Raw genomic sequence first — 23,243 nt, forward strand, 5'->3', positions numbered from 1 at the left:
CGGGGTTACAACATCGGGCGGTGGGGGGGGGGGGGGGCGTTTCACCCCGCCGTCTTGGGGGGGGGCCCCCCGGGGGTGGGGGGGGCCCCGCCGCCGATTCGAGTGGAAACGCTCGATCGAGCGACAGCCACTTCCTGATCGCCGCCCGGTCCGCCGGGCTCGCGAGCCCGGCGGATCCTCAGGCCTCCGGCGTACCGGGGTCCCCGGCACCCGCGCCCGGGGAGCCCTGCTGCTCCGCGGCGATCTTCGCGCGGACCTCGTCCATGTCGAGGTCCCGGGCCTGCCGGATGAGGTCCGTCAGGGTCGCCTCCGGCAGTGCGCCGGGCTGCGCGAAGATGGCCACCTGGTCCCGGACGATCATCAGCGTCGGGATCGAGGTGATCTGGAAGGCCCCGGCCAGCTCCTGCTGCGCCTCCGTGTCCACCTTGGCGAACACGAGGTCGGGATGGGCCTCGGAGGCCCGCTCGTAGACCGGGGCGAACTGCAGGCACGGCCGGCACCAGCCCGCCCAGAAGTCGATCAGCACGAACGGGTTCTCGCTGACCGTCTGGTCGAAGTTTTCCTTGGTGAGCTCGACTGTAGCCACGGTGTCCTGACCTCCTGATTGAGCCGTCTGCTCCCTTGAACGAACGGCCTGCCTTCCGCATTCCGCCTCTGCGGGGCGCCGGCCGGACACCCTCTAGAACGGGTGGCCGGCGGGGGTGCTGCGGGCCGTGGTCCAGCGCAGTTCCGTGAAGGCGTCCAGGTTCGCCTCGCCGCCGAAGCGGGCACCGGTGCCGGAGGCGCCGACTCCGCCGAAGGGGGCGACGGCCTCGTCGTTGACCGTCTGGTCGTTGATGTGCGCGATCCCGGTCGGGATCCGCTCGGCCAGGTCGAGCCCGCGCGCCGCGTCCCGGGTGACGATCCCGAGGGAGAGGCCGTAGGGGCCCGCCGAGGCCAGCGCCACCGCCTCCTCCTCCGTCGCGAAGGACCGTACGGGCGCCACCGGGCCGAAGACCTCCTCGGTGTAGGCGGGGGTGTCTTCGGCGACGCCCGCCAGGACGGTCGGCCGGTAGAAGAGGTCCCGGTGCGTGCCGCCGGCCACGAGCTTGGCTCCCTGCCCGGTGCTGGCCTCCACCAGGGCATGGACGCGGTCCAGCTGGGCGCGGTCGATCAGCGGGCCCAGGTGGACCCGCTCGCGGTACGGGTCCCCCACGGCCAGTTCCTCGGCGCGCGCGGCGAGCCGCTCGACGTACTCGTCGTAGAGCGAGGCGTGGACGAGGTGCCGCCCGGCGGTCATGCAGATCTGGCCCTGGTGGAAGAAGGAACCCCAGGATGCCTGGGCCACGGCGGCCTCGATGTCGGCGTCGCGGAGCACGACGAGGGCGGAGTTCCCGCCCAGCTCCAGGTGCACGCGCTTGAGGTGTCGGCCGGCCAGTTCTCCTACGGACCGGCCCGCGGCGGTGGATCCGGTGAAGGACACCACCCGCACGTGCGGGTCGGCGACCACCGCGGCGCCCGTCCCAGCGCCGCCGGGCAGGACCTGCAGCAGCCCGCCCGGCAGTCCGGCGGCGGCGAAGACCGCGGCGAGGGCGAGGCCGCCGCAGACGGCGGTACGCCGGTCCGGCTTGAGCAGCACCGCGTTGCCGAGCGCCAGCGCCGGCGCGACCGAGCGGATCGCCAGGATCAGCGGGGCGTTGAAGGGGGCCACGACCCCGACCACCCCGGCCGGCACGCGGCGGGTGAAGGACAGCCGGGGCGCCTCGCTCGGCAGCACCTGCCCCGTGGGGCGCGAGGCCAGCGCCGCGGCCTCGTAGCACTCCTGCGCGGCGACGTGCAGCTCGAAGTCGGCCTTGCCGGGTATCGAGCCGGACTCGCGGACCAGCCACTCCCGCAGCTCGTCGGCGTGGGCGGTGAACAGGTCCCCGGCGCGGCGCAGCACGGCCGCCCGCTCCGGGTGGGTGGCGCGCGCCCAGTCCCGCTGCGCCGCGAGGGCCCGTACGGCGGCCTCCGCCACATCGGCGGGCGCGGCGAGGTCGATGGTGGCGAGGGTGCGGCCGGTGGCGGGTTCGACGACCGGGGCGGGGCCGCCGGTGAGGGTGGGTCCGTCCTGCCAGAGCGTCGGATCGAGGAGCGGCATGGCGCGGGGCCTCCGGGTGGGGATGGGCGGGGCGGGGGGCGGCAGCACGCGCCATCGTGCCAGACCGGAGGCTCCACATCTGTTCAGTTATTGGGCAGTTGACGCCGAGCGGTGACCGGAAACGATCGACGCCCGTATGGCACCGGCCCGGCTCAGCGCTCCAGGACGAGTGCGATGCCCTGCCCGACCCCGATGCACAGGGCCGCCATGCCGGTGCCGGAGCCCGCCGCCGCCAGCTGGTGCGCGACCGAACCGGCCAGCCGGGCTCCCGAGGCGCCGAGCGGATGGCCGATCGCGATGGCGCCGCCCCGCGGGTTGACCACGGCCGGGTCGAGCTCCGGCCAGGCCGCGAGGCAGCCCAACGCCTGTGCGGCGAAAGCCTCGTTCAGCTCGAAGGTGGTCAGATCGGCGAGCCCGCGGCCGGACTTGGCGAGCGCGCGCTGGACGGCGTCCACCGGCCCCAGGCCGAAGAGCTGGGGTTCGATCCCGGTGACGGCGGAGGCACTGATCCGGGCGAGCGGTTCCCGGCCGGTGGCCGCCAGGCCCGCCTCGTCGGTCAACAGGAGTGCGGCGGCACCGTCGTTGAGCGGGGAGGCGTTGCCGGCCGTGACCGTGCCCGTGCCGTCCGTCCGGAAGGCCGGCTTCAGACGGGCCAGCGCCTCGGGCGTGGAACCCTCACGGATGCACTCGTCACGCGCCAGGTCCACGCCGGAGTACGGGACGACCTCGTTGTCGTACAGCCCGGCGGACCAGGCGGCGGCCGCCTTGCGGTGGCTCTCCAGGGCGAAGGCGTCCTGCGCGTCACGGGTGATGCCGTGCTTGTCCGCGACGAGTTCGGCCCCCTCGCCGAGCGAGCCGGTCCACTCCTCGGGCATGCGCGGGTTGGTCATGCGCCAGCCCAGGGTGGTGGACCACATCTGCTGGTGCCCGGCCGGGAAGGCCCGCTCGGGCTTCTGCACGACCCAGGGGGCGCGGCTCATCGACTCGACCCCGCCCGCGATGGCCACGGAGGCATCACCGAGCGCGATGGCGCGGGCGGCCTGGATCACGGCTTCGAGGCCGGACCCGCAGAGCCGGTTGACCGTGACCCCGGGGACGCTCACCGGCAGCCCGGCCAGCAGCACCGCCATGCGGGCCACGTCCCGGTTGTCCTCGCCCGCGCCGTTGGCGTCACCGAAGACGACATCGTCGATGCGGGCCGGATCGAGGTCCGGCGTACGCTCCACCAGCGCGCGCACGACGTGCGCGGCCAGGTCGTCCGGCCGGACCCCGGCGAGGGCGCCGCCGAACTTGCCGATCGGGGTGCGGACGGCGTCGACGACGTAGACGTCGCGGACGGTGCGGATGCTCATGGGGTCTCTCCTGGGCGGATCCGTACGGGCGGTGGCGCGTCGGTGCCGGTGTGGACACCGGGGCACGCCGCCGGGCACGCCCGGTGGGGCGCGCCCGCAGTCTCCGTCCGCAGGTCACCGCCTGTCAACGGCTCCCCGGACCTGGGCCGTCTCTTCCGGATCCGGCCGGGCCCGGCCCGCCCGGCAGGATCCGGAAGAGACGGCCTGTGCCGACCGGCATCCGGCCCTGCGTCCGGTGTGCCCCGGGCCCGGCACCGTCAGGTCGACTCCCGGTGGACGGCGGCGGCCGCCATCAGGTCGTGCCGCTCCGTGACCTCCGACGGCTCACGCACCGCCTGGTCCACCAGCGAGGCCAGCTCGGCGCCGGTCGGCATCTCCAGGCGTACGGTGCTCAGCCGCGGCCGCAGCAACCGCCCGATCAGCAGGTCGTCGGCGCCGATGACGGCGACGTCCTCGGGGACGCGCAGCCCCTCGTCCTGGAGGGCCCGCATCAGCAGCATCGCGTACTCGTCGTTGTACGCGAACGCCGCGTCCAGCCCGAGCCCGCGCCAGCGGGCCGCGAGGGCCGCGGCCGATTCCTCGGAGTAGGCCATGGGGAGGGCCGTGACCTCGGCGCCCGCCACCGACCGGGCACCCGTGAGCCGGGGCACGGAGAACAGCTCCAGGCCCGCCTCCTCCGGAACGACCACACCGATCCGCCCGCGTCCGCGCTCCACGAGGTGGGCGGCGGCCCGGACGCCGACCTCCTGCTGGTCCATGACGAGCGCGTGCGCCCCGGGCACACCGACGGGCCCCATCGTGATCACCGCACGGGCTCCGGCCCGCTTGAGGGTGGCGACGTTGCGCGCGGAGAGGCTGATCTCGCCGAGGGAGATCACAGCCACCGGACGCAGTTCCGCCCAGGCCCGCACGGCCTCGTCGCCGCTGAGTCCGAGGCTCCCGTACTGCACCACCGTGTAGTCGAGGCGGCGCAGCGCCCACTGGAGTTCGTTGAGGAAGGTGCTGTAGAGCGGCCCGACCGGCACGTGGGAGGTGGGCAGCAGCACGATCCTGGTGTGTCCGGCGCGCAGGCTGCGGGCGGCGGCGTGCGGGACGTACCCGAGCTCCTCGGCGGCCTCGCGGACCTTGCGGCGGGTCGGCTCGCTGATCCGTACGGCTTCCGCGTTGTTCAGCACGTACGAGACCGTCGCGCGCGAGACGCCGGCGAGGCGGGCCACGTCGGCGCTCGTCGGAACGGGGGGCGGCGGCGGGGTGGCCGATCCGGAGGCCGGCATGGGCGGCTTCGGCGATTTCGATGACTGAGACATTGCCGTGGCATCTTTCCAGACCGATCACGCCCGAGGGGTAGCGGATGGCCGGAAACGAATGCTACACAGTAGTTACACGAGTCATTGACACGTGTAACCACGGCGTCACATCCCTTTGCGGCCGATGTGCCGACGCCGTGCCCCGCCGTGCCGCCGTCCTGCCGCGCTCCGTCGCACCCCCGCCGTCGCGACAGGGCGGCGCGCACCCCTCCTCACCCCACCGCACCTCCCTCCTTCCCGCATCCGCCCGCATCCGTGTCGGCCAGCTGGACCGCGATGCTGTCCTTCGCCGTGGTCAACGAGCTGGCGTTCGGGTGCTACATGGCCGTGGACACCGCCCTGGTGACCATGGTGCTGCCCAAGGCCGAGGACGCCGCCCGCGACATGGGCGTACTCAACATCGCCAACGCCGGCCCGCAGATCATCGCGCCGTTCGTCGCCTCGGTGGTCGTCTCCCTCAGCGGCGGGTACACCGCGCTGTTCGTCGTCGCGGCCGTGATGGCCGTGGCGGGGGCCCTGGCCGTGAAGCCGATCCGCAGCGTGCGCTGACCCGCTCACCCGCTCACCCGCTCACCCGCTGACCCGCTGACCTGCTGACCCGCTGACCTGCACGCCGCACCGGCGGCCCGCACTCTCCGCACCTTCCACGCTTCCCCACCTCGACCGAAATTCACCGCCGAGAAAGGCACACCGTGCGCCTGCACACCCAGACCTGGGGCGAGGGCGACCGCCTCGCCCTCCTGATCCACGGCATCATGGCCGACCACCGGACCTGGCGCCGGGTCGGCCCCGCCCTCGCCGACCACGGCTACCGCGTCATCGCCGTGGACCTGCGGGGCCACGGCGCCAGCGGCCGTGGCGAGTACAGCCCCGAGCTCTTCGCGGACGACGTGGTCGAGACGCTCCCGGCCGGCGCCGAACTCGCCATCGGCCACTCCCTCGGCGGCCTGACCCTGTCGCTCGCGGTGGACCGGCTGCGGCCTGCCCGGGCCGTGTTCTCCGACCCCGCGTTCCACCTGGCCGCCCCGGCCGAGGGCTTCGGCCCCGAGCTGCTCGCGCAGTTCAAGACGGCGACCAAGGAGCAGATACGGGCGATGAGCCCGCGCTGGGAGGAGGTGGACGTCGACATCGAGCTGGAGACCCTGGCCGTCTGGGACGAGCGGACCGCGCTGAGCCTCGCGCCGCTCGTCGGCGCCGACCTGATGCCGCCCGCACCGGTGGTCCCCTCCCTCGTGCAGCTCGCCGATCCGAGCGTCCTGATCGACGAGGAGCGGACGCAGCTGCTCAAGAGCCGTGGTTTCGAGGTGCGTTCGGTCGCCGGGGCGGGACACACCATCCACCGGGACGACTTCGACGGGTTCATGGCCTCCCTGGAGGGCTGGCTCTAGAACTACCCGGCCACTCCCCATTACGGTCTCCCTACCGACCGGTAATGGGGAGTGGTACGCAATGTCCGATTCAGCTGTTCCGACGGCCTCCGGCCTGGTCGACATGGTCGGCGCCCTCGCCGAAGGGACCGTGTCGGCGAGGCGGTTGACCGAGGAGGCACTGCGCCGGATCGCCGCGGCCCAGCCGGAGCTCAACGCCTTCCGGACCGTACGTGCCGAGGCCGCGCTCGCCGAGGCGGACGCGGCGGACCGGCGGCTGGCCGCGGGCGAGCGGCTGCCGCTGCTGGGCGTACCGCTGGCGGTCAAGGACGACATGGACGTGACCGGGGAGCCGACCGCCTTCGGCTGCGCGGGGGCCTTCCCCCCGAAGACCGCCGACAGCGAGGCGGTACGAAGGCTGCGCGCGGCCGGCGCCGTCATCGTCGGCAAGACCCAGACGCCGGAGCTGGGGCAGTGGCCCTTCACCGAGGGCGGGGCCTTCGGCGAGACCCGCAACCCGTGGAACCCGGCCTACACGCCCGGCGGCTCCTCGGGCGGCTCGGCGGCCGCCGTGGCGGCGGGCCTGGTCCCGGCCGCCCTGGGCTCGGACGGGGCCGGCTCGGTCCGGATCCCCGCGGCCTGGACCCACCTGGTGGGTGTGAAACCCCAGCGCGGGCGCATCTCCACCTGGCCGGAGCCGGAGTCCTTCCACGGGCTCACGGTCAACGGCGTACTGGCCCGCACCGTGGCCGACGCGGCGCTCCTGCTGGATGCCGCGAGCGGGCCGCACCCCGAGGACCTGCACCGCCCGGCACGGATCTCCGCCGTCGAGGCGACCCGCCGCACGCCCCGTCGGCTGCGGATCGCCCTTTCGTTCGCGATGGCCTTCACGGCCACGCCCAAGTCCCTGGACCCGGAGGTCCGTTCCGCCGTGGAGCGGCTGGCCGCTCGGCTGGAGTCGCTGGGCCACGAGGTGATCCCGGAGGACCCGCGCTACGGCCCGATCGGCCTGACCTTCGTACCCCGCGCGACCAGTGGCGTACGGGACTGGGTGGCGCGGGTGCCCGATCCCGCGCTGCTGGACCCGCGCACGCACGAGGCCGTGCGGACGGGCCGCGTCCTGGGCGGGCTCGCCCTGCGGGCCTCCCGCCGGGCGGAGACGGCCCTGCGGCGGCGGGTCGGCGAGGTCTTCGACCGCTTCGACGTGGTGCTGACCCCGACGACGGCCACCCCGCCCCTGCGGATCGGCGCCCTGGCCGGGCTGGGGGCCATGGCCACGGACCGGGCGATGATAGCGGCCTGCCCGTACGCCTGGACGTGGAACGTGCTGGGCTGGCCGGGGGTGAACATCCCGGCCGGCCTCACGGCCGACGGACTGCCGATGGGAGCCCAACTGCTGGGCCCGGCCGACTCGGAGCCGCTGCTGCTGGGGCTGGCCGCGCAGGTGGAGGCGGCGGAGGGCTGGGCGGCGGTGCGGCCGGGCCGGTAGGGACAGGGGGCGGTGCGAGCGGTGTCCGGCGGGACGCCGGGGGCGGGCGTGTTCGGGGAACTCGAGGAGGCCGACCCCTCCCTGATGTAAGTTCCCATGAGGAACTATCAAACGCCGCATCATCGGAAGGGGCGACACGACAGATGGTTCAGCAGACATGGACGGCCGTTGACCACTACTTCGACGGACTGCTGGTCGAGGAGGACGAGGCCCTGGTCGCCGCGGCCGCCGCCACCGCGACCGCAGGCCTGCCCGCCCATCAGGTGGCCCCCAACCAGGGCAAGCTGCTGAACCTCCTCGCCCGCGTCCGCGGCGCCCGCCGCATCCTGGAGATCGGCACCCTGGGCGGCTACAGCACCATCTGGCTGGCCCGCGCACTCCCGGCCGGCGGTCAGCTGGTCACGCTGGAGGTCGACGAGCGGTGCGCCGACGTCGCGGCCGCCAACATCGCCCGGGCCGGGCTGGACCACGTCGTCGAGATCCGGCGCGGCCGCGCCGTCGACCTGCTGCCGGCGCTCACCGGCGACGCGCCGTTCGACCTGGTCTTCATCGACGCCGACAAGCCGTCCAACCCCGAGTACCTGGAGTGGGCCCTCAAGCTCACCCGGCCCGGCAGCGTCATCATCGGCGACAACGTCGTCCGCGACGGCGCCGTCGTCGACCCGGACAGCTCCGACCCCCGTGTGCAGGGCGTCCGCCGGTTCACCGAACTCATCGCCGAGCACCCGCAGTTGACCGCCACCGCCCTGCAGACCGTCGGCAGCAAGGGCTACGACGGGCTCATCCTGGCCCTGGTCACCGACTGACCCACCGCGCGGGCGCGCGCCGTTTCTGTGCGAGCGGGGGACATTCGGGGGGGCACCGGGCTGCCTGGCGTCCCCTGCCGGCGCTGCCCGTGGAAAAGCGAAGTGCGCCGGGAACCCCCAGCCCTCGCCGGAGCACGGCCAAAAGCGCCGCCGGGTCCCCCGGCATCAGATCGCCATGCGCTCCCAGACGCCTCGCGTTGCGTTTGCCAGCCGCTACGGGCGGCCGGAGACTGGTGATATCAGCGTGGCCCCGCCTCTGCAACCGGGGTTGGTCGGCGCCAACGCTTCTCCCGTCGCTGCCACACCGAGTGGGCGCCTGTCCGCATTTGTCTGCGAGACCTTCTCGGAGGTCCCGTGGCAACGCCGCGTCCGGCCACGTTGAACGTTGCACATCTTCCTCGTGTTGATGAATTCCGAACCATCAGTTCTCCCGCTCAGGAGGTACCCCATGAGGAGCCGCCCGATCAACTGCATCGTTCCCCCTTACATTCTCGACAGGCTCGTGGCCAGCGAGGACAAGGACGTGCGCCAAGCCGCCCTGAACACCCTGTTGACCACTGCTCGCCTGCGGGGCGTGCGATCGGCCCGAGTGACCTTCGCCGGCGCCGCCGCCCCAGGCAACGCCCGACGCACCATCTTCGACTGCGAGCACTCGGAATTCCTCCAGACCGCCGTCCTGGCTCGGACGGAAGACGGACCGGAGTCCCCGGACAAGTCCGCCAACCAGGCGTTCGAGGCGCTCGGACTGACGCGCGATTTCTACAAGGAGGCGTTCCAGCGCAATTCCATCGATGGCCGGGGAATGCGTCTGGAAGGATTCGTCCACTTCGGCGAGGGGGTCGGTAACGCCTTCTGGGACGGACGGCGGATGCTCTTCGGTGACGGGGACGGAACGGAATTCGGCGACCTCACCGGATCCCTCGAAGTGATCGCCCACGAGTTGACGCACGGAGTCACCGATCACACCTCGGCATTCGAATACCACAAGCAGTCCGGGGCCTTGAACGAGTCGATGTCGGACGTCTTCGGGTCGCTGGTCAAGCAGTGGAAGATGAAGGAGACGGCCGAGGAGGCCGACTGGCTGATCGGAGCCGACGTCTGGACCCCGGGAATCGAAGGCGACGCCCTGCGATCGATGAAAGCCCCGGGGACGGCATTCAACCACCCGCTGGTCGGAAAGGACCCCCAGCCCGACCGTATGAGCAAATTCGTCCACCTGCCCGACACCCGGGAAGGGGACAACGGTGCGGTGCACTACAACTCCGGCATTCCGAACAAGGCCTTCTACCTGACGGCCGTGGGCATCGGCGGATTCGCCTGGGAGGGTGCCGGGCCCGTCTGGTACGAGTCGCTCAAGGCGTCCACCGCCCAGGACCAGTTCCGGGACTTCGCGGACACCACCTTCCTGAAGGCCGGGGAATTGTTCGGCTTCGGCAGCCCCGAGCAGTCGGCCGTGCTGGCGGCGTGGCAGGAGGTTGAAGTCGAGGTCAGAAGCGTCCCCATCGGGCTCGCCCGGGCACGGAGCTATGCGGTCAACGGGCGCGGCGGCCTGGGCCGGGAGGACGGCCAGGTGGCCCTGACCAGGCAGATCAGGGACCTGAACGACAAGGTGGCGGCGCTCGCCAAGGAAGTGGCCGCGCTGAAGGGCACCGGGTGACCACGGGAAATCGCCGCCGATCCGGAGGTTGCGCCCGGTGAAGGTGAGCCTGGAGACATACGGCGGGCTGGCGGCGGCTGCCGACTTCGGCCGCCGGCCCCAGGTGCTGGACACGGTCGACCTGCCCGAGAGTCCCGCAACGGAGCTGGCCCGGCTGGTGGCGGCCGCCGTCGCGATGCCCCCGGAAGCCGACACCGGCCGTGCCAGGGATGCGAGGAGCTACACGATCACGGTGGAGGACGGCGGCCGCCCGACGCTTCTCGAGCAGTCGGACGCCGCCATGACCCCCGCCTTCGCGGCCTTGCTCACGTGGCTCCGGAGACACTTCGCGGGGCAGTGACGTGCGATGGGCCAGGTTGCCTCGCCCTCGGGACACCGGGGGGACGGAATTCCGTGCCGGGCGGGCCGGGCCCGGCAAGATCCGGAAGAGACGGCCTGGCTGGGGGAGATGCACGGCGCCGGACGACGCGGGCTTGGCCGGCAGGATCCGAAAGGGGCGGCCTAGTAATCTCCGCGAAATGACGGCACTTTCCCACCACGGCAACGGCCACACCGAGCAGCCCGGCCGCGACGGCGTCACCGCGACCACGGAGGCCGATCCGCACGCCATCGGCCCCGTGCGGACCGAGTACGCCCCGGATCCCGACGGCGATCCCGACCCCGGCGAGATCGTGTGGACCTGGGTCCCCTTCGAGGAGAACGACGGGCGCGGCAAGGACCGTCCCGTGCTGGTCGTGGCCCGGGAGGCGGGCGGGCGGACCCTTCTCGCCGTACAGCTGTCGAGCAAGCGGCACGACCACGACCGGGAGTGGGTGCCGATCGGGACGGGACCGTGGGACAGCGCCGGGCGCGAGTCCTGGGTGGACGTGGACCGGGTGCTGCGGGTGCACGAGTCGGGGATGCGCCGCGAGGCCTGCGCGCTCGACCGCGGCCGCTTCGCCCTGGTCGTGGACCGGCTTCGCGAGCGCTACGGCTGGCAGTGACCCGGGGCCCGGACGGTGGCCGCGGCCGTGCCCGCGGCCACCGTCCGGGACCGGCCCCGGCCTCCCGTGTCCCTGGCCCGTACCGTCCTGGTGATCTCCTAGGGTGAGCCCCGTAGGCGGACACAGGGAGTAGCGGGCATGCGAATAGAACGACACAGGGTGAGCGAGGCCGCCCTGGCAGCGGTACGCGAGGACTTCGCGAACAAGATGATCTCGGACGTGTACTCCAGGTCCCGGGCCGGTCTGATCGACGCCTACGACTGGTGGGACATCACGCTGCGGTTCCTCGACGGCCTCGGCGCGTACTCGGCGGTGACCCCCGACCTCGACACCCCGGAGGCGAAGGCGATCCTGGGCGACGCGGCCGAAACGGCCGCCGCCACCGTGTCGTTCGCCGCCTACCCGAACGCGTCCTTCCGCGTCTTCCTCAACTACGTCGACTTCGGTAGCGACTACGACTCCGGGGCGGGGGGCAGCGCCCAGCCGATCAGCGCCGCGCGCTGGATCGACGCGTTCTGTGTGGCGGTCCTCGCCGACAAGGCCGAACGGCACGGCGAGGCCTTCCACTTCGCCCGTACGGCACCGCAGCGGGCCGGCGGGCCCGGGCTCCCGCCGGTGGAGCTGATCAACGGCCTGCTGGCGTACGTCAGCGGGGACATCGGGGTCGAGTACCAGAAGTTCCCGCCCTCTCCGCAGGAGAAGCTCGCCGCGCTGGATGCCGCGCTCGCCCGGATCGCCGACCGGCAGGCCAGGGCCGGAGCCGGAGCCGACAGGACCGGGGCGGCCGACCCGGCGACCGGCGCGCTGCGCGCCCTGCGCGCGCTGGCCGCCCGGGACCGCGAGGCCTTCGCCGCCGAGCTCGCCGCGCTGCTGCTCCCGTACTCCCGCCTGGAGGACGCCCGGGCCGAGCCGCGCAGCCTGCTGCCGCTGCTGCCGCTGGCGCTGGCCGCGCTCGGCTACCGGCGCGAGGGCTGGCAGCCGCCCGTCGAGTCCGGCTACCTGCCGCGGGCGCTGGTCACCGGCTTCGAGGCCCCGCCGCCGCGGGTGGGGCCGTACGGGCGCGAGCGGCGTGCGGACGCCGTCGCGGCGCTGGCCGCGGGCCCCCTGGTCGTCGAGCGCCCCGAGATGCCGGATCCTGCGGGGCACGCCGACCACCTCGTACGCGAGCTGTACGAGGCCACCCGCGCGGGGGCCGGTTCCGAGGGCTCCACCCGCTCGGACCACCCGCTCGCCCCCGGGTCCTGGTACCAGGCCCTGAAGCACGCCCTGATCACCGGCCACCGTGCGGAACTCGCCCCGCTCGTCCTCAGCGGCCCCAACGCCGTGCAGGAGGACCGTGCCGCGCACGCCTCGTACCGGCAGGCCCTGCACGACTACCTGCGGGGCGAGGACCCGGAGCCCGCCACCGACCGGGCCGTCGCCGACGTCGGGCAGGTCCGGGAGTGGGGCTTCCTCCCGGCGCCGGCCGTGCTCTTCTCCCAGCTGGTGGAAGGCGACGAGGAGAGCTTCAACCTGGCTCTGGCCGATGCCCTGGAGGCCCACCGGGACTACCACTCGGTGGGCGACCGGCTCTTCGGCGCCGGGGCCGACGCCGCGGTCGACTTCGACGTCCTGGCCCTGGCCTGCCACGCCCGCCGCCGGGGCTGGCGGATCCGCGTCTCGTCGCCCTATCTGCCGGAGATCCTGCTGGGGGCCGCGAACCCCTTCTGAGCGCCGCGGGCCCGCGGCTCCGCCGCCCCCGCATCTCAGGCCGGGAAGACCCGGTCGAAGGTCTCGCGGGTGGTGGGGTCGCGGTCGAGGATGCCGAACACGACGTGCTCGAAGACTCCGGCGAACCGGTCCGCGAGCAGCCCCCGGAAGGCCTCGGCCACCTGCGCCGGGTCGTTCTGGAACACCCCGCAGCCCCAGGCTCCGAGCACCAGCCGCCGGTATCCGTGCAGCGCCGCCACCTCCAGTACGATCCCGGCCCGCCGCGCCAGCGCCGCCGGGATCTCGGCGGTCCGCTCCGGCTCCTGCCGGCGGATCGTGCCCGCGTTGGGCGCCGGAGAGGTGAGGAAGCCGACCCGGAACGGGGTCTCCAGCAGCTCGCCCCGGTCGTCGCGGAAGACCGGGACCCCGGGCGAGTGAATCACCCGGTCGGTGTAGAAGGTGCTCCGCTCCGCGCGGTGGACCTCGTAGTACTCCGGGGCTTCCAGCAGGGTCTCGTAGAGGGCGGAGGCGCGGCACAGCGCCTCCTCCTGCGCCTTGGCCCCGCGGACGTAACCGCCCCCGGGGTTACGGGCCGAGGCGAAGTTCAGGACCGCGACGGGGGACGGATCCGGGTGGGCCGGGGCAGCTGTCGCGAGCCTTCGGGCCGCGACCGTGCTGCTCTCTCCGGTGACCTCGACGACGGTCGCGCTGCCACCGGCGGCAATCTTTTCATCTGGAATGACCCGGTTTGGTCCATATATCCTGGTTCCGGCCTTGGCTTCCGCCAGGGCGGCGGCCAGCGGAACCTGCCGTCCCGACCGCGTCCGGTACCCCCCGGCCGCCAGGATCTCCGCGTTCTCCCGCGCGATCTCGCGCAATCTGCTGCTCACGCCGCCATCCTCCGCGCTGCGATTCCCGGCGGCAAAGGGTTTTGCGCCCCGAGGAGGGGTAGGCACGGGTGATGTCACGACCGACGACAGGAGACGAGGACCCGGTCATGTCCCACGACTCATCCGCTCCCCCGCCCGCGCCCGGCCCGACCCCCGCGCCCTCGATCAGCGAGACGCAGGCCGAGGACCTGCTCCACGGCATCTGTTTCAAAACCGGCCCGCCCCGCCTCATCGGCGCCGAGCTCGAATGGCTGGTCCTGGACGCCGAGCGTCCGGAGCAGCCCCTGCCCCCCGAGCGGCTACGGGCCGCCCACGCCGCGGCCCGCGCCCTGCCCCTGCACTCCCGGGTGACCGTCGAACCGGGCGGCCAGCTCGAACTCAGCTCGGCCCCCGCCACCTCCCTCAGCGGCTGCGTGGACGACCTGCAGGCCGACCTCACCGCCGTACGCGCCGCCCTGCTGGCCCAGGGACTGGTCCTGCGCGGCGTCGGCCGCGATCCCCGCCGCCCGTACCGCCGGCTGCTGAACAGCCCGCGCTACGACGCCATGGAGGCCTACTTCGACCGCACCGGTCCGGCCGGGCGCGCCATGATGTGCGCCTCCGCCTCCGTGCAGGTCTGCGTGGACGCCGGCTACGAGGAGCCGGGCGTGCTCGGCCACGGCCGGCGCTGGCGGCTGGCGCACCTGCTGGGTGCGGTCCTGGTGGCCGCCTTCGCCAACTCCCCCGCGCACGAGGGCCCGTACGCCGGCTGGCGCTGTGCCCGCCAGGGGATCTGGAGCGACCTGGACACCCGGCGCGCGCTCGCCCCGCCGCTGGACGCGGAGCCTCGCACCGCGTGGACCCGGCAGGCCCTGGACACCGAGGTGATGTGCGTCCGGTCCTACGGGGACGACGGGCCGTGGGAGACCCAGCCCGGCACGACCTTCCGCGACTGGCTGCGCACGGGCGGACACCCCGCGCTGCGGCCGCCCACCGCCGAGGACCTGGACTACCACCTGACCACGCTCTTCCCACCGGTCCGGCCGCGCGGCCACCTGGAGCTGCGGATGATCGACGCGCAGTCCGGCGACGACGGCTGGCTGGTCCCGGTGGCCGTCGTGCACGCGCTGTTCGACGATCCGGAGGCCGCCGAGACCGCGTACCGGGTGGCCAAGGGGCTCGCCGACTCCTACGGCACGCACCCCGCGCCCTGCAATCCGCTCTGGCGGTCGGCGGCCCGGCACGGTCTGGCCGATCCGGAGCTGCGGGCGTCCGCGAAGGCCTGTTTCCGGGCCGCCGCCGATGCCCTGCCCCGGCTCGGCGCGAGCACACACGTCCGGGACACGGTCGCCGCCTTCACCGAACGCTACGTACTGCGCGGCCGATGTCCGGCCGACGACGCATCCGCACAGGTGCTCACCGGAAAAGAGGTCCGCCGATGACCACCGAATCGCCCTCCGCCTCCACCTCCGACTCCGACTCCCGCCTGCGGGAGCGGGCGGCCGCCGCCCTGACCGCGGCACGCATACGCACGGCCGGCCTCACCGACACCGTGACCGACGAGGACCTCGCCGCCCAGCATTCCCCGCTCATGTCGCCGCTGGTCTGGGACCTGGCGCACATCGGGAACCAGGAAGAGCTCTGGCTGCTCCAGCGCGTCGCCGGACGCGCGTCGATGCGCCCCGAGATCGAGCCCCTCTACGACGCCTTCCAGCACCCCCGCGCCGAGCGGCCCAAGCTGCCGCTGCTCGGGCCCGCAGAGGCCCGCCGGTACGCGGCCGAGGTGCGCGGCCGGGTCTTCGACCTGCTGGAGCGGACGCCGCTGGAGGGCAGCACGCTCCTCGACGACGGTTTCGCCTTCGGGATGATCGCCCAGCACGAGCAGCAGCACGACGAGACCATGCTGATCACCCATCAGCTCCGGCGGGGCGCGCCCGTGCTGACCGCACCGGAACCGGACGGCCCCTACGATCCGCCGTCCGCCGCCGAAGTCCTCGTTCCCGGAGGCCCGTTCACGATGGGCACCTCCGCCGAGCCGTGGTCGCTGGACAACGAACGCCCGGCGCACGTCCGGGAGACCGCGCCCTTCTGGATCGACACGGTTCCCGTGACCAATGCCGCGTACCTGGCGTTCATCGCCGACGGCGGCTACCGCGATCCGCGCTGGTGGGCGGCGCCGGGCTGGGAACAGATCCGCGAGCACTCCATCGGGGCCCCGCTGTTCTGGCACCGGGAGGCCGGCCAGTGGCTGCGCCGCCGCTTCGGGGTGATCGAGCCGGTGCCGGACGAAGAACCGGTTCTGCATGTCAGCTGGTACGAGGCGGACGCCTATGCCCGCTGGGCGGGGCGGCGGCTGCCCACGGAGACGGAGTGGGAGAAGGCCGCCCGGCACGACCCGGCGACCGGCCGCTCCACCCGCTACCCGTGGGGCGACGCCGACCCGACCCCCGCACACGCCAACCTCGGTCAGCGGCACCTGCGCCCGGCGCGCGCGGGCAGCTACCCGGCCGGTGCCTCCCCGCTCGGGGTGCGCCAGCTGATCGGCGACGTGTGGGAGTGGACCGCCTCCGATTTCCTGCCGTACCCGGGCTTCCGGGCCTTCCCCTACCGGGAGTACTCGGAGGTGTTCTTCGGCCCGGAGCACAAGGTGCTGCGCGGCGGCTCCTTCGCCGTGGACCCGGTGGCCTGCCGGGGCACCTTCCGCAACTGGGACCTTCCGGTGCGGCGGCAGATCTTCTCCGGCTTCCGGACCGCGAGGGACGTCTGATGTGCCGTCATCTGGCTTACCTGGGACCGGTGGTGGCGCTCGGGGAGCTGCTGAGCGAGCCGGAGCACTCGCTGGTGCGCCAGTCCTGGGAGCCGCGCCGGCAGCGGTCCGGGACCGTCAACGCCGACGGCTTCGGCATCGGCTGGTACGCGGAAGGGGACCCGGTGCCCGCCCGCTACCGGCGGTCCGGGCCGATCTGGGGCGACCTGACCTTCGCCGATCTCGCCCGGGTGGTCCGCAGCGGGGCCGCGCTGGCCGCCGTACGGGACGCCACGGACCCCGGGGCGGACGGGGAGGCGGCCGCCGCGCCGTTCGCGGACGGGCCGTGGCTGTTCAGCCACAACGGCGCGGTGCGCGGCTGGCCCGGGTCCGCCGCCCCGCTCGCGGCCGGGCTGCCGCCCGCAGAACTGCTCCGGCTGGCCGCGCGCACGGACTCGGCGCTGGTCTGGGCGCTGGTCCTGCACCGGCTGCGGGCCGGGGACGACCTGGGCACGGCGCTCGCCGAGCCGGTCCGGGAGCTGGCCTCGGCAGCGCCCGGCTCCCGGCTGAACCTGCTGCTCACGGACGGCGTCACGATCGCCGCGACGGCCTGGGGCGATTCGCTCTGGTACCTGGCCGACGCGGAGCGGCGGCGCACCGTGGTGGCCTCCGAGCCGTACGACGACGACACCCGGTGGCGCGAAGTGCCCGACCGGACCCTGCTGACCGCCACCCGCACCAGGGTCGAACTGACCCCGCTCAAGGAGAACTCCCTGTGAACGACTTTCAGTTGACCCGGACGCTCGACGAGCACGCCGCGGAGAAGGCGCTGCGTACGGATGTGCTGCACGGGCTGACGTACACGCCGAAGGTGCTGCCGCCCAAGTGGTTCTACGACGCGCGGGGCAGCGAGCTCTTCGAGGAGATCACCCGGTTGTCCGAGTACTACCCGACGCGCGCGGAGCGGGAGATCCTGCTGGAGCGGGCGCGGGAGATCGCCACCGAGAGCGGCGCCCGCACCCTGGTGGAGCTGGGCTCCGGGTCCTCGGAGAAGACCCGGCACCTCATCGAGGCGATGCCCGCGCTGGACACGTACGTGCCGGTGGACGTGAGCGAGAGCGCGCTGCGGGGGGCGGCCGAGACGCTGCTGGCGGAGCATCCGGGGCTGCGGGTGCACGCCCTGCTGGCCGACTTCACGCGTGCGCTGCGGTTGCCGGACTCCCCCGGGCCCCGGCTGGTGGTGTTCCTGGGCGGCACGATCGGGAATCTGCTGCCGCCGGAGCGGGCGGTGTTCCTGGCGTCCGTACGGGCGATGCTGTCGCCCGGGGACGCGCTGCTGATGGGGACGGACCTGGTGAAGGACGAAGCCGTGCTGGTGGCGGCGTACGACGACGCACGGGGGGTGACCGCCGAGTTCAACAAGAACGTGCTGGCGGTCATCAACCGGGAACTGGGGGCGGACTTCCACACGGCCGACTTCGCGCATGTGGCGGTGTGGAACAAGGAACAGGAGTGGATCGAGATGCGGCTGCGGGCCCGGTCGGAACTGGTGGTGAAGATCCGGGCGCTGGATCTGGTGGTGCCGTTCGCGGCGGGTGAGGAGATCCTGACGGAGGTCTCCGCGAAGTTCCGTCAGGAGGGCGTGCGCAAGGAGCTGGCGGCGGCCGGGCTGGAACTGACCCAGTGGTGGACGGACGCGGCGGGCCGGTTCGCGCTGTCCCTGTCGGTCGCCGACGGCGTGGCCGGCTGAGCGGGGATGCCCGGTAGCGGGTTCGGGGAGGTGGGGCCGGTCCAGGCCCCGGCGACGGCCCGCTGAGCCGCTGCCGCGAGGTCCCGCCGGTGCGCGTACCGGCCCGGCGGGATCCGCGGCAGCAGCCTGACCTCGGCCCGTACCCCGCGGGCCCGGGCGATCCGCCACAGCGAGGCGGTCAGCGGGTCGTCCCCGACGAAGGCCGGCGCCCCGGCCGGATTTCCGTCGCACCGCAGGTAGGTGAGCCGCAGGGGCTGTACGGGGACGCGCGCGTCCAGGGCCGCCTGGAACGAGGCCCGGCGGAAGGTGCCCTGGGCCCGCCCGCACCACGTGGAGCCCTCGGGGAAGACGGTGACCCGGTCCCCGGCCAGCAGCGCGCCGGTGAGGGTCTCGACGGTGGCGGGCAGGGCGCGGATCCGGTCGCGCTCGATGAACAGGGTGCCGGCCTGTCCGGCGAGGCGCCCGAGCACCGGCCAGGCCCGGATGTCGCTCTTGGCCAGCATCCGGCAGGGCAGGGCGGCGGCCACCAGCGGGATGTCCAGCCAGGAGATGTGGTTGGCGACCAGGAGCCGGCCGCCGCCCGGCCCCGGGCTGCCGTGCACGGTGATCCGTATGCCGAAGGCCCGTACGAGCGCGGCCGACCAGGCCCGTACCACCGTGTGCCGGGGGCCGGCCGGCAGCAGCCGGACCGGCGGGGCGCCCAGGATCCCCACCAGGATCAGGGCGACGGCGGTGGCGAGTCTGAGCACCGCCCGGGGAACGCTCGCGGTGTCCCCCTCGTGGCCGGCGCAGGCCTCGGGGGTGCAGGGCGAGGTGGGCAGCCAGACGCTCATGCGCCCGGGACGAGCGAGCGGAAGTGCTTCAGGTAGCGCGGGTTGGTCCGGCGCAGGGAGAGCAGCACGTACAGGTCGGCGCAGCCGAACCCGGCGTCGAGGGCGGGCTCCCCGCACACCCAGGCGCCGAGGCGGAGGTAGCCGCGCAGCAGCGGGGGCAGCTCCATGCGGTCGGGGAAGGTGATGCCCTCGGGGCTCCAGGGGAGGTGGGGGGTGACCCGGTACTCCTCGGGGGCGAGGCTGCGGGTCAGGGCGGTCTCCCGGGTGGCGGCGGCCAGGACCCCGCCGTCGGCGAGCGGTATCGAGCAGCAGCCGGCGAGCCAGTTGTGCCCGGAGCGGTCCATGTAGTGGGCGAGGCCGGCCCAGATCAGGGCGATGACGGCGCCGTTGCGGTGGTCGGGGTGGACGCAGGAGCGGCCGACCTCGACGAGGTCGGGGCGGATGGGGGCGAGGGCCGAGAGGTCGAATTCCCCCTCGGAGTAGAGGCGGCCGGCGACGGCGGCGCGTTCCGGGGGCAGCAGCCGGTAGGTGCCGACGACCTGCTCGGCCTCCTCGTCGATGACGAGGAGGTGGTCGCAGTACGCGTCGAAGGCGTCGGCGTCGAGGCCCGGCTCGGGCCCGTCCAGGCGGGCACCGAGCTCACCGGCGAAGACCTGGTGGCGCAGCCGCTGGGCGGCGCGCACCTCGTCCTCGTCGCGGGCGAGGCGGACGGCGTAGCGCGGTCCTTCGGCGGGCGCGCCGGATGCCGCGGCCTGGGCGCTGACGGGGACGAGGCGGGTGGCGGGCGCGGCTGAGGGGGCCGGCGCCGAGGCCGTGAGGGGGGACGGGGACAGGGGTGCGATCGTCATGGCGGCTCCTGATCCGGGCACGGAGGGCCGGGCCCGCAGGTGCGTGGCCTGGCTCCTTTACTTCTTCCGTGACCGGCTGGATTCGACATGACCGCTCAGCGGCCCTTGGATGTGCGGACGCTGAACTCGGCGGTACCCCCGTCCCGGCGGTGGCCCGGTACTGCCTCGGTACGTCCTCAGCGGTGGCTCAGCGGTCGGAGCTGAGGACCTTGCCGATCTCCTCGGAGGCGGCCCGGGCGGCCTGCTTGGGGTCCCGGCCGGTGAGCACGGCCGTCATGAAGGGCTTAATCGGGTTCTTCGCCTCGACCTCGGCCCAGCGGGCGGAGGTGGGGGTGGCGCGGCCCTGGGCGGCGCCGGGGGCCATGGCGGCCGCGCCCTCGTTGCCGTCGACGACGTGCGCGAGGGTGGTCTTGTTGGGGACGTAGCTCATCGTGCGGGCGAGTTCGGTCTGCCACTTCTCGCTGACGAGGGCCGTGATCACGTCCACGGCACCCTTCCGCTGTCCGGTCCGCGCCGGGATGATCAGGTCGGAGCCGCCGGTGAAGACGGCCCCCGCCTTGTCGGAGGTCTTGCCGGGGATCGGGAAGAAGCCGAGCCTGCCCTTCAGAGCGGGGTTGGCCGCCTCGATCGCGGCCACCTGGCCGGGCGGGGCGATGATCTGGGCGACCTGGCCGCGGGCGAAGACCTGCGACTGCGGGGGCGTCTCCTCGTCGGCGCCCTTGGGGCCGTCGCCGAGGGCCTGGAGCTGCTTGTAGAAGTCCATGCCGGCCAGGGCCTTGTCGTCGTCGAGCGCGCCGACCCACTTGCCGTTGGTCTCGACGGCGAGTTCGCCGCCCTCGTCCCAGATGAAGCCGGCGAGGACGTACCAGTTCTGGCCCGCGAGGTAAATGCCCTGCTGGTCGCCCTTGTCGAGCTTCTGGGTGGCCTGGATCCACTCCTGGCGGTTCTTGGGCGGGGTCTTGATGCCGGCGCTCGCGAAGAGGTCCTTGTGGTAGATGACCACCCGGTTGGCGGCGTACCAGGGGACTCCGTACTGGGCTCCGTTGATGGTTCCCGGGTCGGCGAGGCCCTTGAGCCAGTCCTTGCTGCCCCATTCGCGCAGGCCTTCGAGGGTGAGCTCTTCGAGGCCGCCGGTCTCGATGTACTTGGCGACCTGGGTGTTGCCGACCTCGATGACGTCGGCGCTCTCCTTGCTCGTGCCGTCGAGGACGGCGTTGACCTTGTCGCCGATGCCCGTCCACTCCTGGATCCTGACGTCCAGGTCGATGCCGGGGTGTTCCGTCTCGAACTCCGCGGTGAACTTGCCGATGAAGTCCTCCGAGGCGCTGCCCTTCATCAGCCAGAGCGTCACCTTTCGCGACCCTGCGGCCGGGTCGGCCGACTGGCTGCAGCCCATGAGGGCGGTAGCGGCCGCGAGGGCGGTGCACACCGCGAGGAATCGCATCTTCAAGAGGGCCACCTTCTGGGCTCGGACTCAGATGGCTCGAAATTGGCATAGACCAATAGGCCGGTCAAGGGCCTTTCGCTCGGGACTGTTCGCCTAAAGTTCGCGTACCCGGACTTACTGGGGCACCGTAGAACCAGGCAAAAGCCACCCACTGTCGGGAGACCTCCATGTCCAATCACACGTACCGGGTGACCGAGATCGTCGGCACCTCCCACGAGGGCATCGATCAGGCCATCCGCAACGGGATCGCCCGGGCGGGCCAGACCGTGCGGAACCTGGACTGGTTCGAGGTGGTTCAGGTACGCGGCCACGTCGAGAACGGGGAGATCGCCCACTACCAGGTGGGGCTCAAGGTCGGCTTCCGCCTCGAGGGCGAGGACTGAGCCCAGGGGCCAGGGTCCCGGGCCCCTGGCCCCGATACCCGGGCCCCCTGTTCACCTCACGTCCGGCCGTCGACCTCCTGGGCGGACTGCAGCTCGGGCGCGTCCGCGGCCCAGTCGGCCAGGACCACCCGGAAACCGGCGGCGCGGGCGGCCTGGCAGACGAGCTCGTCGTCGTCGACGAGCATCCGCACCTCGCGGCCGCGGGAGACCCGCCGCAGCACCTCGATCTTCGTCGTGCGCGCCGGCCGCCGGTCCTGGTTGCCGCGCATGAACAGCCGCCCCTCGGGCAGACCGTGGCGGGCGAGCCAGTCGAGCGTGTCCGCGCGACACCGCTCCGGGCGCCCGGTCAGGTACACCACCTCGCAGTCGGCCGCGCTCTCCACGGCCAGCGCGACCCCGCGCCCGAGCGGTGGATCGGCCGGGGCCGCGGCGAAGAAGCCCGTCCAGTCCCGGGGCCGGCGCTCCAGGAAGTGCTGGCGATGACCGGTGTCCGCCAGGGTGTTGTCGATGTCGAAGACGGCCAGCGGCCGGGACGTGTGCTCGCTCATCCCGCCAGCCTAAGAGAGCCGGGGAATCCCCCGGGCCGCTGGGCGTTGAGTCCTGTGTGATCCGAAAACTCTCGATACTCGACCGGTCGCGCACCCGCGAGGGCCACCCGGCCCCGCAGGCCCTGCGCGACACCGTGGAGCTGGCCCGGACGGCCGAGGAGCTCGGCTACCACCGCTTCTGGGTCTCGGAGCACCACAGCGTGCCCGGTGTCGCGGGCTCGGCGCCGACGGTGCTGGCCGCCGCCGTCGCCGGAGCGACGCACCGGATCCGGGTGGGCACGGGCGGGGTCATGCTGCCCAACCACCAGCCGATGGTGGTGGCGGAACAGTTCGGGGTCTTGGAGTCGCTGTTCCCCGGCCGGATCGACATGGGCCTCGGGCGTTCGGTCGGCTTCACCGGCGGCATCCGGCGGGCGCTGGGCCGCGACACCGGCGACGCCGACGGCTTCGAGGAACAGCTGACCGAGCTGCTGGGCTGGCTCGACGGCACCCAGCGGGCCCACCCCGAGGTGCACGCCCGCCCCGCCGAAGGGCTGCGGATCCCGGCCTACGTCCTGGCCACCGGTGAGGGGGCTGGGATCGCCGCCCGGGCCGGGCTGCCGCTGGTGGTGGGCGACCTGCGGGCCCGCGGCCGGGTGGGCGGAATCGTCGAGGCGTACCGCAAGGAGTTCCGGCCCTCCGCCCGGAGCGCGGATCCGTACGTCGTGGTCTCGGGCACGGTGGCGGTCGCGGCCACCGAGGAGGAGGCCCGCCGCATCCTGGTCCCCGAGGCCTGGGCCCTCGCGCACTCCCGTACCCGGGGCAGCTTCCCACCGCTCCGCCCGGCGGAGGAGATCGAGGCGCTGGAGATGACCCCGAAGGAACGCGAGCTCTACGAGGGCGCCCTCGCCGGCCACGTCCACGGCACGGAGGACCGGGTGGCTGCGGAGCTGTCCGAGGTCGCGGAACGGACCGGCGCGGACGAACTGCTGGTCACCACCTCCACCTACGACCGCACGGCGCTGCTGGACTCCTACGCGCGCCTGGCCCGGATCGCGGGCCTCTGAAGGC

23 protein-coding genes are annotated in these 23,243 nt (G+C 73.3%); 14 read left to right on the plus strand and 9 right to left on the minus strand.

The genetic code is table 11. The features are described 5' to 3' along the window. Positions 1–178 precede the first annotated feature (178 nt). The 4 genes from ACFY04_RS33815 to ACFY04_RS33830 all read right to left on the minus strand — a co-directional run bounded on the left by ACFY04_RS33815 (position 179) and on the right by ACFY04_RS33830 (position 4,778). The gene (locus ACFY04_RS33815; RefSeq protein WP_389122796.1) at positions 179–586 is read right to left on the minus strand and encodes a thioredoxin family protein; all 408 of its coding nucleotides are present in this window, start codon (positions 584–586) and stop codon (positions 179–181) included. A gap of 93 nt (positions 587–679) precedes the next feature. Then, positions 680–2,119, minus strand: coding sequence for an aldehyde dehydrogenase family protein (locus ACFY04_RS33820; RefSeq protein ID WP_389122798.1), 1,440 nt, complete (start codon positions 2,117–2,119; stop codon positions 680–682). Between the two features lie 152 nt (positions 2,120–2,271). Then, positions 2,272–3,471 (minus strand): thiolase family protein, encoded by a 1,200-nt coding sequence (locus tag ACFY04_RS33825; protein ID WP_389122800.1) that lies wholly within the window; start codon positions 3,469–3,471, stop codon positions 2,272–2,274. Positions 3,472–3,728: 257 nt separating this feature from the next. Then, entirely contained in the window at positions 3,729–4,778 is a 1,050-nt protein-coding gene (locus tag ACFY04_RS33830) for a LacI family DNA-binding transcriptional regulator (RefSeq protein ID WP_389122803.1), read from the minus strand. 255 nt (positions 4,779–5,033) lie between these two features. Between ACFY04_RS33830 and ACFY04_RS33835 the strand changes: the two genes are divergently transcribed. The 8 genes from ACFY04_RS33835 to ACFY04_RS33870 all read left to right on the plus strand — a co-directional run bounded on the left by ACFY04_RS33835 (position 5,034) and on the right by ACFY04_RS33870 (position 12,790). Then, positions 5,034–5,327: a hypothetical protein gene (locus ACFY04_RS33835; protein ID WP_389122805.1), complete on the plus strand. Its 294-nt coding sequence runs from the start codon at positions 5,034–5,036 to the stop codon at positions 5,325–5,327. Between the two features lie 143 nt (positions 5,328–5,470). Continuing rightward, positions 5,471–6,166 carry an alpha/beta fold hydrolase gene (locus tag ACFY04_RS33840; protein WP_389122807.1) on the plus strand — a complete coding sequence of 232 codons (696 nt, stop codon included), beginning with the start codon at positions 5,471–5,473 and terminating at the stop codon, positions 6,164–6,166. A 61-nt stretch (positions 6,167–6,227) separates the two neighbouring features. Beyond that, the gene (locus ACFY04_RS33845; protein ID WP_389122809.1) at positions 6,228–7,634 is read left to right on the plus strand and encodes an amidase; all 1,407 of its coding nucleotides are present in this window, start codon (positions 6,228–6,230) and stop codon (positions 7,632–7,634) included. A gap of 143 nt (positions 7,635–7,777) precedes the next feature. After that, entirely contained in the window at positions 7,778–8,440 is a 663-nt protein-coding gene (locus tag ACFY04_RS33850) for an O-methyltransferase (RefSeq protein WP_389122810.1), read from the plus strand. A gap of 448 nt (positions 8,441–8,888) precedes the next feature. After that, a complete protein-coding gene (locus ACFY04_RS33855) occupies positions 8,889–10,097 on the plus strand; it encodes a M4 family metallopeptidase (protein WP_389122812.1) in 1,209 nt (402 codons plus the stop codon). A 43-nt stretch (positions 10,098–10,140) separates the two neighbouring features. After that, positions 10,141–10,437 (plus strand): protealysin inhibitor emfourin, encoded by a 297-nt coding sequence (locus ACFY04_RS33860; protein WP_389122813.1) that lies wholly within the window; start codon positions 10,141–10,143, stop codon positions 10,435–10,437. Between the two features lie 178 nt (positions 10,438–10,615). Further along, complete coding sequence (locus ACFY04_RS33865; protein ID WP_389122815.1) at positions 10,616–11,080, plus strand: type II toxin-antitoxin system PemK/MazF family toxin; 465 nt, start codon at positions 10,616–10,618, stop codon at positions 11,078–11,080. Between the two features lie 138 nt (positions 11,081–11,218). After that, on the plus strand, positions 11,219–12,790 hold the full coding sequence (locus ACFY04_RS33870) for an immunity 49 family protein (RefSeq protein ID WP_389122817.1): 1,572 nt from the start codon (positions 11,219–11,221) through the stop codon (positions 12,788–12,790). A gap of 35 nt (positions 12,791–12,825) precedes the next feature. Here ACFY04_RS33870 and ACFY04_RS33875 read toward each other — a convergent pair whose 3' ends face one another. Further along, positions 12,826–13,659, minus strand: a complete 834-nt coding sequence (locus ACFY04_RS33875; protein ID WP_389122819.1) for a TIGR02452 family protein — start codon at positions 13,657–13,659, stop codon at positions 12,826–12,828. Between the two features lie 107 nt (positions 13,660–13,766). Here ACFY04_RS33875 and egtA point away from each other — a divergent pair, with 107 nt between their 5' ends. Genes egtA through egtD form a run of 4 tightly spaced genes read left to right on the plus strand, consistent with a single transcriptional unit; the run spans position 13,767 to position 18,134 of the window. Then, the gene (egtA, locus tag ACFY04_RS33880; RefSeq protein ID WP_389122821.1) at positions 13,767–15,080 is read left to right on the plus strand and encodes an ergothioneine biosynthesis glutamate--cysteine ligase EgtA; all 1,314 of its coding nucleotides are present in this window, start codon (positions 13,767–13,769) and stop codon (positions 15,078–15,080) included. Next, the gene (gene egtB / locus ACFY04_RS33885) at positions 15,077–16,405 is read left to right on the plus strand and encodes an ergothioneine biosynthesis protein EgtB (RefSeq protein WP_389122823.1); all 1,329 of its coding nucleotides are present in this window, start codon (positions 15,077–15,079) and stop codon (positions 16,403–16,405) included. Before egtA ends, egtB begins: the two co-directional genes overlap by 4 nt. Next, a complete protein-coding gene (egtC, locus tag ACFY04_RS33890; RefSeq protein ID WP_389122826.1) occupies positions 16,405–17,163 on the plus strand; it encodes an ergothioneine biosynthesis protein EgtC in 759 nt (252 codons plus the stop codon). The genes egtB and egtC overlap by 1 nt, the downstream gene beginning before the upstream one ends. Further along, a complete protein-coding gene (gene egtD, locus ACFY04_RS33895) occupies positions 17,160–18,134 on the plus strand; it encodes an L-histidine N(alpha)-methyltransferase (RefSeq protein WP_389122829.1) in 975 nt (324 codons plus the stop codon). The genes egtC and egtD overlap by 4 nt, the downstream gene beginning before the upstream one ends. On the opposite strand, the gene ACFY04_RS33900 is transcribed toward egtD, so the two are convergent. The 3 genes from ACFY04_RS33900 to ACFY04_RS33910 all read right to left on the minus strand — a co-directional run bounded on the left by ACFY04_RS33900 (position 18,017) and on the right by ACFY04_RS33910 (position 21,265). After that, positions 18,017–18,967, minus strand: coding sequence for a lysophospholipid acyltransferase family protein (locus ACFY04_RS33900; RefSeq protein WP_389122832.1), 951 nt, complete (start codon positions 18,965–18,967; stop codon positions 18,017–18,019). The genes egtD and ACFY04_RS33900 overlap by 118 nt on opposite strands. Continuing rightward, complete coding sequence (locus ACFY04_RS33905; protein ID WP_389122835.1) at positions 18,964–19,815, minus strand: GNAT family N-acetyltransferase; 852 nt, start codon at positions 19,813–19,815, stop codon at positions 18,964–18,966. The genes ACFY04_RS33900 and ACFY04_RS33905 overlap by 4 nt, the downstream gene beginning before the upstream one ends. 187 nt (positions 19,816–20,002) lie before the next feature. After that, complete coding sequence (locus tag ACFY04_RS33910) at positions 20,003–21,265, minus strand: extracellular solute-binding protein (protein WP_389122837.1); 1,263 nt, start codon at positions 21,263–21,265, stop codon at positions 20,003–20,005. A gap of 164 nt (positions 21,266–21,429) precedes the next feature. Between ACFY04_RS33910 and ACFY04_RS33915 the strand changes: the two genes are divergently transcribed. Next, the gene (locus ACFY04_RS33915) at positions 21,430–21,645 is read left to right on the plus strand and encodes a dodecin (RefSeq protein WP_389122839.1); all 216 of its coding nucleotides are present in this window, start codon (positions 21,430–21,432) and stop codon (positions 21,643–21,645) included. Between the two features lie 56 nt (positions 21,646–21,701). Here the strand turns inward: ACFY04_RS33915 and ACFY04_RS33920 are convergent, their stop codons facing one another. After that, the gene (locus ACFY04_RS33920) at positions 21,702–22,193 is read right to left on the minus strand and encodes a hypothetical protein (protein ID WP_389122842.1); all 492 of its coding nucleotides are present in this window, start codon (positions 22,191–22,193) and stop codon (positions 21,702–21,704) included. A gap of 56 nt (positions 22,194–22,249) precedes the next feature. On the opposite strand from ACFY04_RS33920, the gene ACFY04_RS33925 reads away from it, so the two are divergent. Continuing rightward, the gene (locus ACFY04_RS33925) at positions 22,250–23,239 is read left to right on the plus strand and encodes an LLM class flavin-dependent oxidoreductase (RefSeq protein ID WP_389122845.1); all 990 of its coding nucleotides are present in this window, start codon (positions 22,250–22,252) and stop codon (positions 23,237–23,239) included. Positions 23,240–23,243: the final 4 nt, after the last annotated feature.

Source organism: Streptomyces sp. NPDC001549 (assembly GCF_042894025.1).
Taxonomy (GTDB): Bacteria; Actinomycetota; Actinomycetes; order Streptomycetales; family Streptomycetaceae; genus Streptomyces; species Streptomyces kutzneri.